The sequence below is a fragment of the Rhizobium esperanzae genome (assembly GCF_014197615.1).
Classification (GTDB): Bacteria; Pseudomonadota; Alphaproteobacteria; order Rhizobiales; family Rhizobiaceae; genus Rhizobium; species Rhizobium esperanzae_A.
In genome coordinates, this window is the sequence record NZ_JACIFY010000020.1 from 44,488 (window position 1) to 61,569 (window position 17,082).

At 61.1% G+C, this 17,082-nt stretch carries 13 protein-coding genes and 1 tRNA gene; 5 read left to right on the top strand and 9 right to left on the bottom strand.

What is annotated here, in order from left to right; genetic code table 11:
* Nucleotides 1-100: 100 nt before the first annotated feature.
* The 4 genes from GGD57_RS23700 to tesB all read right to left on the bottom strand — a co-directional run bounded on the left by GGD57_RS23700 (nt 101) and on the right by tesB (nt 5,959).
* Nucleotides 101-2,770, bottom strand: coding sequence for an FtsK/SpoIIIE family DNA translocase (locus tag GGD57_RS23700; protein ID WP_184472682.1), 2,670 nt, complete (start codon nt 2,768-2,770; stop codon nt 101-103).
* 281 nt (nt 2,771-3,051) lie between these two features.
* Nucleotides 3,052-4,488 (bottom strand): ammonium transporter, encoded by a 1,437-nt coding sequence (locus GGD57_RS23705; protein ID WP_184472683.1) that lies wholly within the window; start codon nt 4,486-4,488, stop codon nt 3,052-3,054.
* 25 nt (nt 4,489-4,513) lie between these two features.
* Nucleotides 4,514-4,864 carry a P-II family nitrogen regulator gene (locus GGD57_RS23710; RefSeq protein WP_003543684.1) on the bottom strand — a complete coding sequence of 117 codons (351 nt, stop codon included), beginning with the start codon at nt 4,862-4,864 and terminating at the stop codon, nt 4,514-4,516.
* 210 nt (nt 4,865-5,074) lie between these two features.
* Nucleotides 5,075-5,959, bottom strand: coding sequence for an acyl-CoA thioesterase II (gene tesB / locus GGD57_RS23715; RefSeq protein ID WP_184472684.1), 885 nt, complete (start codon nt 5,957-5,959; stop codon nt 5,075-5,077).
* An 84-nt stretch (nt 5,960-6,043) separates the two neighbouring features.
* On the opposite strand from tesB, the gene GGD57_RS23720 reads away from it, so the two are divergent.
* Nucleotides 6,044-7,258 carry a ubiquinone biosynthesis hydroxylase gene (locus tag GGD57_RS23720; RefSeq protein WP_184472685.1) on the top strand — a complete coding sequence of 405 codons (1,215 nt, stop codon included), beginning with the start codon at nt 6,044-6,046 and terminating at the stop codon, nt 7,256-7,258.
* A gap of 16 nt (nt 7,259-7,274) precedes the next feature.
* Here GGD57_RS23720 and GGD57_RS23725 read toward each other — a convergent pair whose 3' ends face one another.
* From GGD57_RS23725 to GGD57_RS23740, 4 genes are all read right to left on the bottom strand, one after another.
* Nucleotides 7,275-7,463: a Trm112 family protein gene (locus tag GGD57_RS23725; RefSeq protein WP_003567459.1), complete on the bottom strand. Its 189-nt coding sequence runs from the start codon at nt 7,461-7,463 to the stop codon at nt 7,275-7,277.
* A 9-nt stretch (nt 7,464-7,472) separates the two neighbouring features.
* On the bottom strand, nt 7,473-8,159 hold the full coding sequence (locus tag GGD57_RS23730; protein ID WP_184472686.1) for an LON peptidase substrate-binding domain-containing protein: 687 nt from the start codon (nt 8,157-8,159) through the stop codon (nt 7,473-7,475).
* Between the two features lie 76 nt (nt 8,160-8,235).
* Complete coding sequence (trxA, locus tag GGD57_RS23735; RefSeq protein WP_184472687.1) at nt 8,236-9,210, bottom strand: thioredoxin; 975 nt, start codon at nt 9,208-9,210, stop codon at nt 8,236-8,238.
* 55 nt (nt 9,211-9,265) lie between these two features.
* Nucleotides 9,266-9,775: a prolyl-tRNA synthetase associated domain-containing protein gene (locus GGD57_RS23740; RefSeq protein ID WP_184472688.1), complete on the bottom strand. Its 510-nt coding sequence runs from the start codon at nt 9,773-9,775 to the stop codon at nt 9,266-9,268.
* A gap of 254 nt (nt 9,776-10,029) precedes the next feature.
* Here GGD57_RS23740 and GGD57_RS23745 point away from each other — a divergent pair.
* The 4 genes from GGD57_RS23745 (at nt 10,030) to GGD57_RS23760 (ending at nt 15,148) form a co-directional block, all read left to right on the top strand.
* A tRNA-Gly gene (locus GGD57_RS23745) sits at nt 10,030-10,104 on the top strand.
* A gap of 313 nt (nt 10,105-10,417) precedes the next feature.
* A complete protein-coding gene (locus GGD57_RS23750; RefSeq protein WP_184472689.1) occupies nt 10,418-11,089 on the top strand; it encodes a CBS domain-containing protein in 672 nt (223 codons plus the stop codon).
* 77 nt (nt 11,090-11,166) lie between these two features.
* Nucleotides 11,167-13,629: a phosphoketolase family protein gene (locus GGD57_RS23755; RefSeq protein WP_184472690.1), complete on the top strand. Its 2,463-nt coding sequence runs from the start codon at nt 11,167-11,169 to the stop codon at nt 13,627-13,629.
* Between the two features lie 199 nt (nt 13,630-13,828).
* Nucleotides 13,829-15,148: a glucoamylase family protein gene (locus GGD57_RS23760; protein WP_184472691.1), complete on the top strand. Its 1,320-nt coding sequence runs from the start codon at nt 13,829-13,831 to the stop codon at nt 15,146-15,148.
* A gap of 78 nt (nt 15,149-15,226) precedes the next feature.
* On the opposite strand, the gene GGD57_RS23765 is transcribed toward GGD57_RS23760, so the two are convergent.
* The gene (locus GGD57_RS23765; protein ID WP_184472734.1) at nt 15,227-16,915 is read right to left on the bottom strand and encodes an ABC transporter ATP-binding protein/permease; all 1,689 of its coding nucleotides are present in this window, start codon (nt 16,913-16,915) and stop codon (nt 15,227-15,229) included.
* Between the last annotated feature and the right edge of the window lie 167 nt (nt 16,916-17,082).

Here is a 17,082-nt window from a genome sequence, read left to right on the forward strand (position 1 = left end):
GCGTCTTCAAGGCGTTGCCACCGGCCCGCGAGAGGTAACGGCTTGACTGCCGTCAGGTTTCCGCAAAAGCGGCCCTGATAGGAAATATATGCCGATTATTTCAGCGGTCGAGGATGTCGCCTTCGGTGGGAACGAGAATTTCGCGTTTGCCCGCATGGTTGGCCGGCCCGATGATGCCTTCCTTCTCCATCCGCTCGATGAGCGAGGCGGCCCGGTTGTAACCGATGCCGAGCCGGCGCTGGACGTAGGAGGTCGAAGCCTTGCCGTCACGCAGCACGATGGCGACGGCCTGATCGTAGGGATCTTCTGAATCCGAAAGGTTCGACGTGCCGGCCGGGCCACCGCCGCCGTAGTCGCCGTCCTCGTCGTCATCGGCGGTGATCGCATCGAGATATTGCGGCGAGCCCTGGCTTTTCAGGTAGGAGACGATCTCTTCCACCTCGACATCCGAGACGAACGGACCGTGCACGCGCTGGATGCGCCCGCCGCCCGCCATGTAGAGCATGTCGCCCATGCCGAGCAGCTGTTCGGCGCCCTGTTCGCCGAGGATCGTGCGGCTGTCGATCTTCGAGGTCACCTGGAAGGAGATGCGGGTCGGGAAGTTCGCCTTGATCGTGCCGGTGATGACGTCGACCGAGGGGCGCTGTGTCGCCATGATCACGTGGATGCCGGCGGCGCGCGCCATCTGGGCGAGACGCTGGACGGCGCCTTCGATATCCTTGCCGGCGACCATCATCAGGTCGGCCATTTCGTCGATGATGACGACGATATAGGGCATCGGCCTGAGATCGAATTCTTCCGTCTCGTACATCGCCTCGCCGGTGTGGCGGTCGAAGCCGGTCTGCACCGTGCGCGAGATCGCCTCGCCCTTCGACAGGGCCTGCTCGACGCGGCTGTTGAAGCCGTCGATGTTGCGCACACCGATCTTCGACATCTTCTTGTAGCGCTCTTCCATCTCGCGCACGGTCCATTTGAGCGCGACGACGGCCTTCTTCGGATCGGTGACGACAGGCGAGAGCAGATGCGGGATGCCGTCATAGACGGAGAGTTCGAGCATCTTCGGGTCGATCATGATCAGCCGGCACTGTTCCGGCGTCATCCGATAGAGCAGCGACAGGATCATCGTATTGATGGCGACCGACTTGCCGGAGCCGGTGGTGCCGGCGACGAGCAGATGCGGCATCTTGGCAAGATCGGCGATGACGGCTTCGCCGCCGATCGTCTTGCCGAGCGCCATGGCGAGCTTGGCCTTGCTGCCTTCGAAATCCCGAGAGGCGATGAGTTCGCGCAGATAGACGGTCTCGCGCGTCTGGTTCGGCAATTCGATGCCGATCGCATTGCGGCCGGGAACGACGGCGACGCGGGCGGCAATGGCGCTCATCGAGCGGGCGATATCGTCGGCAAGGCCGATGACGCGCGACGACTTGATGCCGGGCGCCGGTTCGAGTTCGTAGAGCGTGACGACAGGGCCCGGACGGACATGGATGATCTCGCCCTTGACGCCGAAATCCTCGAGCACACCTTCGAGCATGCGGGCGTTCTGCTCCAGCGCATCGGCTGAAAGCGTGGAGTCGCGCACGACATTCTTCGGCTCGGCAAGCAGATGCATCGAGGGAAGCTGGAAACCCTCGGGACGGATGAACGAGCCCTGCGCTTCCCGCTCGATGCGGGTGCTGGGCTTCGGCCGCGCCACCGCGGGCACGACGCGCGGTTCCGGCTTACCGACGGGTTTTGCCGGTGCGCGGATCATCCAGTCGTCGTCATCATCGTCGGGCAGGATATCGGCCGGGCGCGGCGGCATGTCGTTATCGAAAGGCCGATCGTCGTCGTCATCATCGTCATCGATGGAAAGCGACGGTGCAGAAACGATACGGCGCGGCGAAGCCGGCCGCGCCTCCATCGACGGCTCCATGCGCTCGCCGCGAACGGCGGGCGTCTTGGCGCGGACCGGTTCGTTCAGCGTGCCGAACTCGTCATCGTTGAAATCATAGGGCGATTCGAAATCACCCTGGCGGCGCTTGCGCGGCCCCATGCCGAAGAGCCGGCGCAGCCGGCCCTGGCTCATATACCACGCATGCGTCATGGCACCGCTGAAAGCGACCCAGCGCGACTCCTCGTCCTCGTCCTCGTCTCCGACGACGCGGGCCTTGCTTGTTGTCCCGGCGTAATCGTCCTCGATCTCTTCCTCGGCTTCGCTGCGGCCGACGAGGCCCGATGCGAAGAGCATCATCCAGGCGGTGGGTGCTGCAAAGATGCAGCCGACGACCATGGCGAAGGTGCCGGTGGGATAGGCGCCGACGAAGAGTGCGGGAAACCGCAGGATCATATCGCCGACGACGCCGCCGATGCCGTTCGGGATCGGCCAGGTCAGCGGCGGCGGAAAGCAGCCGATGACGGCGCAGGACAGCACCGTGCCGGCAAGCCAGGCGCCGGCGCGGGCGGGGATACGGCTGAAGCGGCGGCCCGAGATCAGCGTCAGCGCCCAGGCGACGATCGGCAGCATCGAAACGACGCTGGCAAGGCCGAGGAACTGCATGACGATATCGGCAAAGGCAGCCCCGCTGTAACCGAGGATATTCGTCGGCAGGTTGGCGGTGGCATAGGAATAGCTCGGATCAGCGACGTTCCATGTCGCCAGCGCCGCCACGCAGAGTGCCAGCAGCAGAAAGATCGCAAAGCCGATGAGCGCCTGGATCTGCCGCAGCATGAATGCCGAGAAGGAGAACCGATCCGGACGGCCATCCATCGCCGGCGACGTGCTTCTTGCCATGTGTCTAACCCGTCCAATGCCTGAGGGCATGCGAATCACCGAAGCTTCGCCATGCCAAAATGCGTCCGCTCTACCTAATCAGAGCCGGGTTAAAGCGATGTTAACCATGCAAGTACCGAAACACATTCCGGCCGATAAAAGAAAAAAGCCCGAACCTTTGGAAGGTCCGGGCCAAATGCGGTCTATGGCTAGAGCTTTTCCGGGTCTAACCGGGACAAGCTCTGGATAGGCCGCGACGGGCCGTGTGGGGCGCCCCTCATGCGGGGCGCCCGAAGCCGATGTTACGAGTGGTAGGCAGCTTCGCCGTGGGTCGAAAGGTCGAGACCTTCGCGCTCGGCTTCGACGCTGACGCGCAGGCCGACGACGACGTCGACGATCTTGTAGAGGATCGCCGAGCCGATGCCCGACCACAGGAGCGTCGTCAGCACGCCCTTGGCCTGGGCCAGTACCTGGGTTGCCGTACCGGCGTAGGAAGCAGCGAAATCGGCCGTCGAGTAATCGACGATGCCTGCACCGCCGAGTGCCGGATTGACGAGGATACCGGTGCCGAGGGCGCCGAGGATGCCGCCGACGCAATGCACGCCGAAGACGTCGAGGCTGTCGTCGTAGTTGAACTTGTTCTTCACGACGTCGACGAAGAAGTAGCAGACCGGCGAGACGATGAGGCCGAGGACGATCGAGCCCATCGGGCCGGCAAAGCCGGCTGCCGGGGTGATGGCGACGAGACCGGCAACCGCACCGGAAGCGCCACCGAGCATGGAAGCCTTGCCGCGGGCGAGGCTTTCAACGATGCACCAGGATACGGCGGCAGCGGCCGTCGCAACGAAGGTGTTGATGAAGGCAAGCGAGGCGTAGGAATTGGCTTCGAGGTTGGAGCCGGCATTGAAGCCGAACCAGCCGACCCACAGCAGCGAGGCGCCGACCATGGTCAGCGTCATCGAGTGCGGAGCCATGATTTCCTTCTTATAGCCCGTGCGCTTGCCGAGCATGATGGCGCCGACGAGGCCGGCGATACCGGCATTGATGTGAACGACCGTGCCGCCGGCGAAGTCGATTGCGCCGTAGGAGAAGATCAGGCCGGCCGGTGCGGTGTAGGAGCTCGGGCCGCCCCAGAACCAGACCATGTGCGCCATCGGGAAGTAGATGAAGGTGACCCAGAGCACGACGAAGAGCATGACGGCCGAGAACTTCACGCGTTCGGCGAATGCGCCGACGATCAGGCCGGGCGTAATGCAGGCGAAGGTCATCTGGAAGACGATAAAGGTGTATTCCGGAATGGCGACGCCCTTCGAGAAGGTTTCGGCGAGCGACGTGGTGTTGACGCCGGCCAGGAACGCCTTGGAGAAGCCGCCGACGAAGCTGTTCAGCGATCCGCCGTCCGTGAAGGCGAGCGAATAGCCATAGGTCACCCAGAGCAGCGCCACGACGGCGGTGATCATGAAGACCTGCATCAGCACCGAGAGCATGTTCTTGGCGCGCACGAGGCCGCCGTAGAAAAGTGCAAGACCGGGGATGGTCATCAGCAGCACGAGCGCAGAGGAGATGAGCATCCAGGTATTGTCACCCTTGTCCATGGTGAAGGCCGGAGCAGCGGCTGCGGTAGCGGTAGCGGCGGCAGCCGGCGCGGTCTCCTGCGCGAAAGCGACAGCCGGCGCCAGAAGCGCGGCCGTTGCCGCGCCAATCAGCGCAAAGCGGGAAGAAAACTTCGAAATTGACATTGGGAAAAGCTCCTTGATCTGCCGCTTACAGCGCTTCTGAATCGGTTTCGCCCGTACGGATGCGCACGGCATGGTCGATCGAGTAGACGAAAATCTTGCCGTCGCCGATCTGACCGGTCTTGGCCGATGCCGCGATGGCTTCGACCGCCCTGTCGACGAGTTCCGATGCAACGGCGATTTCGATCTTGAGCTTCGGCAGGAAGCTGACCGCATATTCGGTGCCGCGATAGATTTCGGTATGACCCTTCTGGCGGCCGTAGCCCTTCACTTCGGTCACGGTCAGCCCCTGAATGCCGATCGCCGTAAGAGCTTCGCGGACCTCATCGAGCTTGAACGGCTTGATAATAGCCATCACAATTTTCATCTGGTTTCCCATCCTTCGTTATCCTCGGCACGGAGCCGACTCTCCTTGCCGCTGACGTTCCTGAACAGCGACCGGCGATATACATTCAAAGGGCGTGCCAGATTCGTGACGAGATATAACTTATTGAAAAGTAACACTTATATGAAAGCGCACCAATAAACAGGCAAATGACCGGCCAATAAGCGCATAAATAATGCGCAAATTTTCAATTATGCACATTATTTATTCATTTGCCTTTTTACGAATCAAACCCTCCTGCGCAACCGACGCGATCAGTTCGCCCGATCGGGTGAAGAGGGATCCGCGCGTCAGCCCTCTGGCGCCCGAGGCCGACGGGCTGTCCTGCGTATAGAGCAGCCAGTCGTCGAGCTTACAGGGCCGGTGGAACCACATGGAATGATCGAGGCTCGCCACCTGCAGGCTCTGGTCGAAGATCGACGTGCCGTGTGCATAGAGCGAGGTATCGAGCAGCGTCATGTCCGAGAGATAGGCAAGGACGGCCGCCTGATAGTGCCGGTCGTCGGGAACCGGGCCGGTGGCGCGCACCCAGACGTCCTGTTTGGGATCGAGCTTGCTGTCGGAAAAATAATGCGTCAGCGAGACCGGACGAATCTCGATCGGCCGCTCGCGCTGCCAGTATTTTCGGATCGCCTCCGGCGCATGCGTCAGGTACTGCTCCTTGATCTGCTGTTCGCCGAGCAGCGCCTCCGGCATCCGGACGTCGGGTATTGCGATCTGGTGGTCGAAGCCCGGCTCCTCGACCTGGAAGGAGGCCGACAGCGTGAAGATCGCCCGGCCGTGCTGGATGGCGACGATACGTCGCGTATTGAAGCTCGATCCGTCGCGGATGCGCTCCGCTTGATAGATGATCGGCACCGAGGGGTCGCCGGGGCGCATGAAATAGGCATGCAGCGAATGGACGAAGCGCGCGCCCTCGATGGTGCGCTGCGCCGCCATCAGCGCCTGGCCGATGACTTGGCCGCCGAACACCCGCTGCCAGCCGGCCTGCGGGCTGCGCCCACGGAAGATATCCACCTCGATCGGCTCCAGGTCGAGCGTCGAAAGCAGCGTCTCCATTGCCGAAGGCCCTGATGTCTCGCGCGTCATTTTGTATGCCTCCCGGCGGTAGGAAGTGAAGTTGCGATGATCTATATAGATCACATCTGAGACTGAAAGTACGGGAGCGGCGCGATGCTTGATATGCTGGTTGTGGGCGGGGGTTATGTCGGCCTTTCCGCCGCTGTCGCGGTCAAACAGGCAGCACCGCATCTGAATGTCGCCGTCGTCGAGGCGGCTCCCGAGCATGTCTGGAAAAACGATACGCGCGCTTCGGCCGTCATCGCCGCCGCGGCGAAGATGCTCGAGGTCTTCGGCATCTGGGACGAGATCGAGCCGGAAGCCCAGCCGATCACCAAGATGATCGTCACCGATTCCAGGACCTCCGATCCGGTTCGCCCGGTGTTTCTGACCTTCGACGGCGAAGTGGCCGAAGGCCGGCCCTTCGCCCACATGATCCCGAACGTGGCAATGGTGGCGGCACTGCGCGGCCTCTGCGCGCGGCTCGGCATCGACATCCGCCACGGGCTCGGCGCCACCGAACTGCAGACCCACGACAGCCATGTCACGGTCACGCTGTCGGACGGCAGCCCATTGGAGAGCCGGCTGCTGGTTGCCTGCGACGGCGTGCGCTCGAAGCTGCGCGATCTTGCCGGCATCAAGACCGTCACCTGGGACTACGGCCAGTCCGGCATCGTTGCCACGGTCGAACATGAGCGGCCGCATGAAGGCTGCGCCGAGGAGCATTTTCTGCCGGCCGGCCCTTTCGCCATCCTGCCGCTCAAGAATAATCGTTCATCGCTGGTCTGGACGGAACGGACGCATGATGCCGACCGGCTGGTCGCCGCCGACGATCTGGTGTTCGAGGAGGAATTGGAACGCCGCTTCGGCCATAAGCTCGGAGCGCTGAAGGTTATCGGCGACAAGCGCGCCTTCCCGCTTGGCCTGACGCTCGCCCGCGCCTTCGTCGCGCCGCGTTTTGCATTGGCCGGCGACGCCGCCCACGGCATTCACCCGATTTCCGGCCAGGGCCTCAATCTCGGCTTCAAGGATGTGGCGGCACTCGCCGAAACGATTGTCGAGGCCGATCGCCTCGGCCTCGATATCGGCTCGATCAACATTCTCGAGCGTTACCAGACCTGGCGGCGCTTCGACACCTTCCGCATGGGCATGACGACCGATGTGCTGAACCGGCTCTTCTCCAACGACGCAACGCCGATCCGCATCGCCCGCGACGTCGGCCTCGGCATCGTCGACCGGCTGCCGCGCCTCAAATCCTTCTTCATCGGCCAGGCCGCCGGAACGACGGCGAAGGACAATCCGCGGCTGCTCGCCGGCCAGACGATTTAAAGGCGGTCTAAAAGCGTTATTCGTCGAGGCGGCGGGCTTCGGACACCAGCATGATCGGAATGCCGTCGCGGATCGGATAGGCGAGCTGCGCCTTTTCCGAAACGAGTTCATTGTGTTCGCGATCATAGGAAAGCCGCCCCTTGGAGAGCGGGCAGACCAGGAGTTCGAGCAGTTTCGGATCGACGCGGCTGAGTTTTTCGTCCATGGCCGAAACCTACTGCAGAACCGTGTCGGAGTCACCGAAGACCCGCGCCAGCACGATCTCGGTAATGGCGATCAGCGTTTCGGCCCGCGTCTTCAGGTCGGGCGCCTCCAGCAGCGCCTGCTTTTCAGCCGGTCCGAACGGCGACATCATCGCCAGTGAATTGACGAGCGTCAGATTGCTCGCCCGCTCGACGCTCTCCCAGTCGGCTTCCAGCTTATTGGCGTCGAGATAGGCCTTGAAGGCGGTCAGAAGAGCGGCGCGATCGACCGCCTCCTCCTCGTTCGCGGACGAGAGATCGGCGATAAAAGGGGCGATACGGAAGGTGCGGAAGGGATCGCTGGTCGCCTTCTCCTCCAGCAGCCGAAAGCGGCAAACGCCGGTCAGTGAGACGATATAGCGCCCGTCGCCCGTCTCGGCGAAGGAGGTGATGCGGCCAAGGCAGCCGACGGCGGCAAGGTGAGGATCGCCGCCCTTGTCCTCATGTTCGCCGAGCGCCGGCTGCACCATGCCGATCAGCCGGTTTCCCGTCAGCGCCGCATCCAGCATCGCCAGATAACGCGGCTCGAAAATATTGAGTGGAAGCTGCCCGGCCGGCAGAAGCAGAGCACCGGTCAGCGGAAAGACGGCGATCGTATCAGGCAAATCGCCCGGCTTCAGGTATCTGGCATTACCGACTTGCATGAAATCGTCCCGCATTCTTGTAAACGGGCATGCCCGTTCTGACGAGAATGTGGTGCCCCCGCCCAAAAACGCAAGGGCATATCTGCTAAACTTAGGAGAACAGCATCGCCGAAAGCTTGCGCCGGGCCGCAACCGTCGCCGGATCCTTGAAGCCCCAGACCTCGAAGAACTGCAGCAGCTGGCGGCGGGCGCCGTCATCGTCGAAGGTTCGGTCCTTGCGCATGATCGACAGCAGGTGCTCGGCCGCTTCGTCGCGCCGGCCTTCGACATTGAGGATCTTGGCGAGTTTCAGCCGCGCCTCGTGGTCGTCGGGATTGGCAGCCAGCTCGCGTTCGAGCGCGATGGGATCGCCGAGCTTGCGCGCTTCCTCGATCTGCTCGAGCTTTTTCAGCACCGCCTGGATGCCGGCGTCTTTCGCCAGCGCCTCCGGCAGATCGGCCAGCGTTTCGCGCGCCCGCGCGTGCTGGTTTGCGGCAATCATGCATTCCGCCATGCCGGCAATCGCCTTGGCATTTTCGGGATCGGCCTGCATTACGGCGGCGTAGAGCTGCGCAGCCTCATTGATATTGCCGGCGGCCAGCAATTCCGTCGCTTCGCCGAGCACGGCCTCGATTTCGGCCGCCTCGTCGGCGCCGGCCGGGCCGGCGATCCGATCGATGAACTGATTGATCTGGCTTTCCGGCACCGCGCCCATGAAGCCGTCGGCGGGGCGGCCGTTGACGAAGGCGATGACGGCGGGGATGGACTGGATGCCGAGCTGGCCGGCGATCGAGGGATGGTCGTCGATGTTCATCTTGACCAGCTTGACGCGGCCCTTGGCGTCGTTGACCACTTTTTCCAAGACCGGCGTCAGCTGCTTGCACGGGCCGCACCAGGGCGCCCAGAAATCAACCAGCACCGGCTGCCTGCGCGATTCCTCGATGACGTCCTTGCCGAAATTCGCGGTCGTCGTGTCGGTGATGTAGCTGCCGGCCGCAGGTGCCGATTCCGGCTGGGCGCCGAAGCTTGCCGTTGCCGACATCTGATTTCCGAAGGAACCGTTATAGGGGTTGTCGCTGCCGCTCATAGGTATCTCCCGCCCGCCGATCCAGCCGGCATCATTGTAGCGCTAAAATCGTATGTCAGGACGTCACTTTCAAGACAAGCGGCTTGTGTCCGGTCGCTTCCATGAAACGGATGAGATCGCCGCTCGCGATCGAGGTCGTCGCATCGTTGGAGAGCGGATGGCAGTTGACGATCTCTTCGCGCATCAGATCGGCATCGATCACGAAGGTGACGCTCCCTGCCGTATCGTTGATCGCGCCGAAGGCGGTGACCGCGCCCGGAATGACACCGAGATAGTCCATCAGCTTTTCTGCCCTGCCGAAGGAGACCCGGCCGGTCCCGCCGATCAAATTATGCACCTGCTTGAGGTCGACCTCGGCATGTTCCTCCACGGTCAGCAGAAAGTACCTGTCCTTCTTATCCTTGATGAAGAGGTTCTTGGTGTGGCCGCCGGGGATCTCGTCGCGCAGCGCAACCGATTCGGCCACGGTGAAGACAGGCGCATGATCGACCGTCTTATGGGCGATGCCGAGCCCGTCGAGGAAGGCGAACAGTTCTTCTTTTGTCTTGGGGGTGTTTTCAGGCATCGGGCAATCCATTGGTAGTGAGGAAAAGTCGAGATGCCCTGATTAAGTCCACCCACATCATTTGGCAATCTTCGCCACCGACGCTCAACCCCTGCATTTGCGGCCTTTCCGCCTGCCTCATGCGAGCTTGCGAATTTTTCTTCGCCTCTTCGTCATTTCCCTGTTGCATTTGAAAATCCGTTAGGCCATATAGCGCCCGTCGCCGCAAGGTGGCGCCCACGGTCCAACGACTACCCCGGACCGATGCGGATTGAGCGGGTGTAGCTCAGGGGTAGAGCACAACCTTGCCAAGGTTGGGGTCGAGGGTTCGAATCCCTTCGCCCGCTCCAGTTTTTCCATCAATACCGAGTAGCGGAACGTTACCAGACATGGGTAACAACCCAGTGCCGAACGGGTTGTTGATCGATGCAGCGCCGGTCTCCGTCCAGACGACGTTCCTTCGGCCGTCTCGGGCTCATGTGACGCCCTCAATCGCTCCTTGTCGCGCCATCAGTCACCGTTTTCCCAACAATTTTGCCGCGTCCGATTGATTCTGCTCAATGCAAAGCGTGGTGGTATCCGACTAGGCTCTCTGCGTTTGTCGAAAAGCGCAGACGTCGAGAGTGACGGCATCTGAGGAGATGCAGCCGGAGTTGGATCAACATGCTCGTCAAAGACGTAATGACGACGATGGTCGTCACACTATCGCCTGATAACAGCGTTCGGCATGCAGCCAGGCTCATGGCCGACCAGCAGGTAAGCGGCGTCCCGGTTGTCGACGATAACGGGCGCTTGCTGGGCGTCATCAGCGAGGGCGATCTGATCCGTCGAACGGAACTGTCGAGCGGCGCATTCGTTCTGAAGGCGGATATGGAGCTTGGACCGGACGAGAGAGCGAATGCTTTTGTAAAACGATGTGCGTGGAGAGTGGGCGACGTCATGACCCCCGATCCCCTGACGATCGACGAAGATGCTGCCCTTTCCCGCGTCGCCGAACTCATGCAGGAGCGTGGCATCAAGCGCATTCCTGTGCTGCGGGACGGCAAGCTCGTCGGCATCGTCAGCCGCGCCGACCTTCTGCAGGTAATTTACTCGGCCAAACCGGACGACACCGCAGCCGGTGACGAAGCCATTCGACGCAGTATTCTTGTTCGGCTCGGTGAAAATACCGGTCTTGAACGATTGGATGTGTCGGTCACGGTCACAGAAGGGATCGTGCATTTCTGGGGCAACGTCGAGACGGCCGCTTGCCGCAGGGCCGCGCGGATTTTAGCGGAAGGCGTCCACGGTGTCCGCGGCGTGGTGGAGCATTTCCCGGAATCCCCTCCTCCGTAGCGCCGACATGAGACTGCGCCGGCCTTCATGAATCGAGCCGGCAAGATTCGGCAATGTCATTTTGATTGGAGACTCCGATGGCTTCAGCAGAAACGGCAGTGATGAAGAAAACCGCCCCGGCGGTGTCGCGTGGAAAAGCTCCGCTCTCGGCCGAGGAACTCCGCCTGATGGATGCCTACTGGCGGGCGTCGAACTATCTGTCGGTCGGGCAGATCTATCTGCTCGACAATCCCTTGCTCAAGAAACCTTTGGCACGCGCGCATATCAAGCCGCGGCTGCTCGGCCATTGGGGCACTTCGCCCGGCCTGAACATGCTCTATGTGCACCTCAATCGGGTGATCAAGCGCGACGACCTCAACATGATCTATGTGATCGGCCCCGGCCACGGCGGGCCGTCGCTTGTTGCCCATGCCTATCTGGAGGGGACCTACAGCGAATTCTACCCGAATATCGGTCAGGACGAGGAGGGCATGAAGCGGCTGTTCAAGCAGTTCAGCTTTCCTGGCGGCATTCCGAGCCACGTCGCTCCCGAAACACCGGGGAGCATCCATGAAGGTGGCGAACTCGGTTATGCTCTCAGCCACGCCTATGGCGCCGCCTTCGACAATCCCGATCTGATCGTCGCCTGCGTCGTCGGCGACGGGGAAGCCGAAACCGGGCCTCTCGCCACGGGATGGCATGGAAACAAGTTTCTCAATCCTGCCCGTGACGGATGCGTTCTGCCGATCCTGCATCTCAATGGCTACAAGATCGCCAATCCCTGTTTCCTCGCCCGCATTCCCAAGGAAGAATTGGCGAAGTTCTTCGAGGGCATGGGATATGCGCCCCTCTTCGTCGAAGGCCATGAGCCCGATCAGGTGCAGCAGCAGCTTGCCGCAGCCATGGATACCGCCGTCGCAACGATCAAGACGATCTGGGCGGAAGCCCGGGGCAAGGGGAAGATCCGTCGTCCGGCCTGGCCGATGATTGTCTTCCGCACACCGAAAGGCTGGACCTGCCCCTCCGAAATCGACGGCAAGAAATGCGAAGACTATTGGCGCTCGCACCAGGTTCCGATGGGCGACATGGACAAGCCGGAACATATCAAGGTGCTTCAACACTGGATGAAGAGCTACAGGCCCGAAGAGCTTTTCGACGGCAATGGCAGGTTACGGGCCGAACTGGCCTCGCTGGCGCCGACCGGGCGTCGCCGGATGAGCGACAATCCGCACGCAAACGGCGGTCTGTTGCTGCGCGATCTGAAGATGCCGGATTTCCGCGATTATGCCGTCTCGGTGCCCAAGCCCGGATCGGCGACCGCCGAATCGGCTCGTCTCATGGGCAAGTTCCTGCGGGACGTGATGAAACTGAACCTTCAGAGCGAGAACTTTCGGCTGTTCAGCCCGGACGAAAACAATTCCAATCGCTGGCAGGACGTGCTGGAGGTGACGGATCGCTGCTATATGGCCGAGATCTATCCCGAGGACGATCACCTGTCGCCCGGTGGCCGCATCATGGAAGTGTTAAGCGAGCATCAATGCCAGGGCTGGCTGGAAGGCTATCTGCTGACCGGGCGTCACGGCTTCTTCTCCTGCTACGAAGCGTTCATCCACATCATCGACTCGATGTTCAATCAGCACGCCAAATGGCTGAAGGTGTGCAACCACATTCCCTGGCGGCGGCCGATCGCCTCGCTCAATTACTTCCTGAGTTCGCATGTCTGGAGACAGGATCACAATGGCTTTTCTCATCAGGATCCAGGCTTCATCGACCATGTGATCAACAAGAAGGCCGAGGTTATCCGGGTCTATCTTCCGCCGGATGCCAATACACTCCTGTCCGTTACCGACCATTGCCTGCGAAGCCGCAACTATGTGAACGTTGTGGTGGCGGGAAAGCAGCCGGCACCGCAATGGCTGACGATGGACGAGGCCATCAAGCACTGCACCGAAGGCCTCGGCATTTGGGAATGGGCCAGCAATGACCGGGGCTCGGAACCGGATGTGGTCATGGCCTGCTGCGGCGATGTGCCGACGCTCGAGACACTTGCTGCCGTCCAGATGATCCGCGAACACCTTCCCCAATTGAAGGTTCGGGTCATCAATGTCGTCAATCTCATGAAGCTGCAGCCATCGAGCGAACATCCCCATGGGCTTTCGGATGCCGATTTCGATGCGCTTTTCACGAAGGACAAGCCGATCATCTTCGCATTCCACGGATATCCCTGGCTGATCCACCGGCTGACCTATCGGCGAACCAACCATAAGAACCTGCATGTCCGGGGCTACAAGGAAGAGGGAACGACCACGACGCCGTTCGACATGGTCGTTCTGAACCAGCTCGATCGCTTCCATCTTGTTGAAGACGTCATCGATCGACTGCCGCAACTTGGCGCGCGCGCGGCCTACTTCAAGCAGGCAATCCGCGGGAGGCTGATTGAGCACCGGCAATATATCGAGGCGCACGGTGACGACATGCCTGAGATCAGCGGCTGGACATGGGGGGCCAGGGGCACGGCGAAAGCGAAGGCAGCGACATCCACGGAGGGGGACAATGCCTAGTCGACGGTCTTGCACCCATTTCGATAGAGGGATGCGTCCGATGGCCCGGCCGACCGGCAATATCGGGAACGTGCCTGTCCTCCTGCGTCCGGCGCTCCGGTAAAGAGTGCGCCGCGAGCAAACAATCATGCCGGCAGGCGTCCGGCCAAGGCCGCCTCCGGATGCTCGACGAAACCATGATCTCCTCGGTTAGCGCGTCATGTCGGAGTTACTGTCAACTGATCCCGAACTGAACCGGATGCCGACGGACGAGGATCTCGCTCGCCTTCAGTTCACGACATTGCTCTATTATCTGCAATGCACCAACCCGGACAACGGATTGGTCCGCGACAAGACGCAGGCTGGCGCACCGGCGAGCATTGCGGCCATCGGCATGGCGCTTGCCACCATTCCGGTCGTCGTCGAGCGCGGCATCGTCATTCGCGAGTTTGCCGCCAAGATCGCCCGGCGCCGCCTGGAATTCCTGATATCCTGCCATCAGGGACCCGAACCGGACGCTTCCGGATATAAGGGTTTCTTCTACCATTTCCTCGACATCGAGACGGGAAAACGGGTCTGGCAGTGCGAACTGTCAACGATCGACTCAGCCTTCCTCTTCGCCGGCGCTTTGACCGTTGCGGCCTATTTCGATGCAGACACCGAGGACGAGGCGAAGGTTCGTGCTCTTGCCAAATCGCTCTACGAGCGCGTGGACTGGAACTGGGCGCGTGACAACGGCGCGACGCTTACCCATGGCTGGCGACCGGAGAACGGCTTCATTCCCTATCGCTGGCGCGGTTATGACGAAGGCCTGCTTCTCTACATTCTCGGACTCGGTTCACCGAGCCACCCGCTGCCGCCGGAAAGCTTTGCGGCCTATACGGAAAGCTACGAATGGCGGAATATCTTCGGCCGCGAACTGCTCTATTCCGGCCCGCTCTTTACCCATCAGCTTTCGCATATGTGGATCGATTTTCGCGAAATTCGCGATGCCTTCATGCGCGAGCATGACAGCGATTATTTCAGGAACAGCCGACACGCGACTTTCGTCCAGCAGGAATATGCCATCCGCAATCCGTTGAACTTCAAAGGCTATGGCGAATATTGCTGGGGCTTCACGGCAAGTGATGGACCCGGTTGGACGAAGCGGAACATAGATGGCGCCGACAGGGAATTCTTCGATTATATCGCGCGTGGCGCACCCTATGGACCGGATGACGGAACCGTATCTCCCTGGGCAGTGGTCGCCTCGCTGCCGTTCGCTCCGGAAATCGTCATCCCGACCGTCAGAAACTTTGCCCGAATGCGGCTTGGCATGACGCGCCTCTACGGCTTCAGGCCATCGTTCAACCAGACATATACGATGGAAGACAGGGACGAGCGATGGTGGGTCAGCCCCTACCATTTCGGCATCGACCAGGGGCCGGTCGTCCTGATGATCGAAAACTACCGAACCGGCCTGCTGTGGAACATTATGCGTCGGTGCGAGCCGGTCGTGGTCGGGCTGAGACGAGCGGGGTTTTCAGGCGGCTGGTTATGATGGCGACGCCGGCTGGGCGGCCATCGCGACATGGTTTGGCTCCAGCCCACGTCACGTCAACGGGCCGGGGCTTCACCTTCATTCATCACGTTTCTGATCGATCCAACTCCAGGAACCGTCAGCACCATATTCGAGAACTGCATCATAGGCTGAGCGTGGTGCGCCCGGTTCGGCGAAATTGATGCAAGCGATCCTTCGTTCCGCGAGCAGGTTGAGGATTTCGGCAAGAAGCTCATGACCGAAGATGGCATCGGCTTTTTCCAGAACAATGTATGACGGAGCGGCTGCCAGCGCGCTCGCAAGCGCAAGGAGCTGTTGTTCGCGTGGCGACAGCAGGGACGACCAGTCCTGCTCGCTGTCCAGGTCGCTGGGCGTTAGATCGCGTGCGAGCCCAACGCTCTTCAGCAAAGCGAGGAGTTGGGCGTCCGTTGTCTCGGCCGATGATTTCGGTGGCGCCAGGATCTGGCGCAGGGATCCTGGACCCGAATACGTTCGCTGACCGAGAAAGCGCACCATTTGACGAGGCGGGGTGACGATGCGCCCACTCCCCGGCGTACCAAGTCCAACAGTCGCCCGGTACAACGCGATGCCGGCGGCATCATCCTTTCCAGTGACGATGACGCGTGTGCCTGGCGGGACACGCACCGACAGATCCTTCAGCAATATCTCGCCGGCCGGCGATGTCAGCGTCAAGCGTTCGTAGGCGAAAACTCCCTCGACCTCGCCGCGTTCAATGTGGGTGTCTGCCGCGCTGCGCGCTTCCTCGATCGCCTCCAGCAGAGAACTGATGCGCGCCACGACGGTCGCGAAGTTCGAGATCGAGTTGAACTGTGCGACAATGAAGGAAAACGCACCGACAAGCATCGCAAATGCTGCCGCAGACTGGGTGATGACTCCAAATTCCATGTCGCCGCGCATGAAGGCAGGGGCGATGAGGACGACCGGTATGATCTGGATCATCCAGTTGTAGCCGGTGGCAAAGAAGCCGACATTACGATTGACGGCAATGATCCGCCTGAAGTTGGCGGCGAGATCGTCGAACTGCTGCGACAACCGATTTGCATGGCGTTGCTCGGCGCCCTCGATCATGATCGATTCTGCGTTTTCCCGCACACGGATCAATCCGGAGCGGAAGGTCGCTTCGTTATCGAGTTGGTTGTAGTTCAATTTGATCAGAGGACGTCCCAACAGGATGGTCATGAACGATCCGAAGGCCGCATAGATGACGGCCGCAAAGAAAAGAAGCGGACTGATCAGCCACAAGACGCTCGAAAAGGTAAAGATCGTCAACATGCTGCTGAGCAGCATGAGCAGGAAGGACAGTGTTGTCGTCGTGAACGCTTTGACGTCCTCGGCGATCCGCTGGTCCGGGTGAGACAGTGTGCCCCGAACGACCATGCGGTAAAACGTGCCGTCGGTCATGTAGACACCGATGGCGCGACGGGTCAGGTATTCTCGCCACAGCAAGGCCAGACGTTCCTCTGCGAATCGGGCCGTCACCGACACGATGGTCGACGCCCCGAAAGCGCCGGCGTAAAGCATCGCCTGGCGGACGAATTCGCCGGTCTGCCGTTCGGCGATCGCAGTCATGAAGTGCCGGCCGACGAAGCTGTTGACGACATTCAGAGCACTGATGCCGCCGAAAAGCGCGATCAGGGAAACGAGAAGGAATCCGGCTCGTCCGCCGACATCGGATGTCAGAAACAGCCTGACCGTGCGGACGAATCGCGTCGCCGTCAGCTTGAGCGGAATTTGCTGCTTGCTCATCTTCGCCCCCTCATGTCTTTGCGATGAACTATAGCGTGAAAACTCTACGAGGGAGAGCGACGCACGGAGGATGCGTGGGCTTTTCAGAGGCGCGAGAACGGCCGGCAGATAGAACCCGACGCGGGCAACCGATACCGGCCGCCTCGAGGTGCTGACGTTGGCGATGA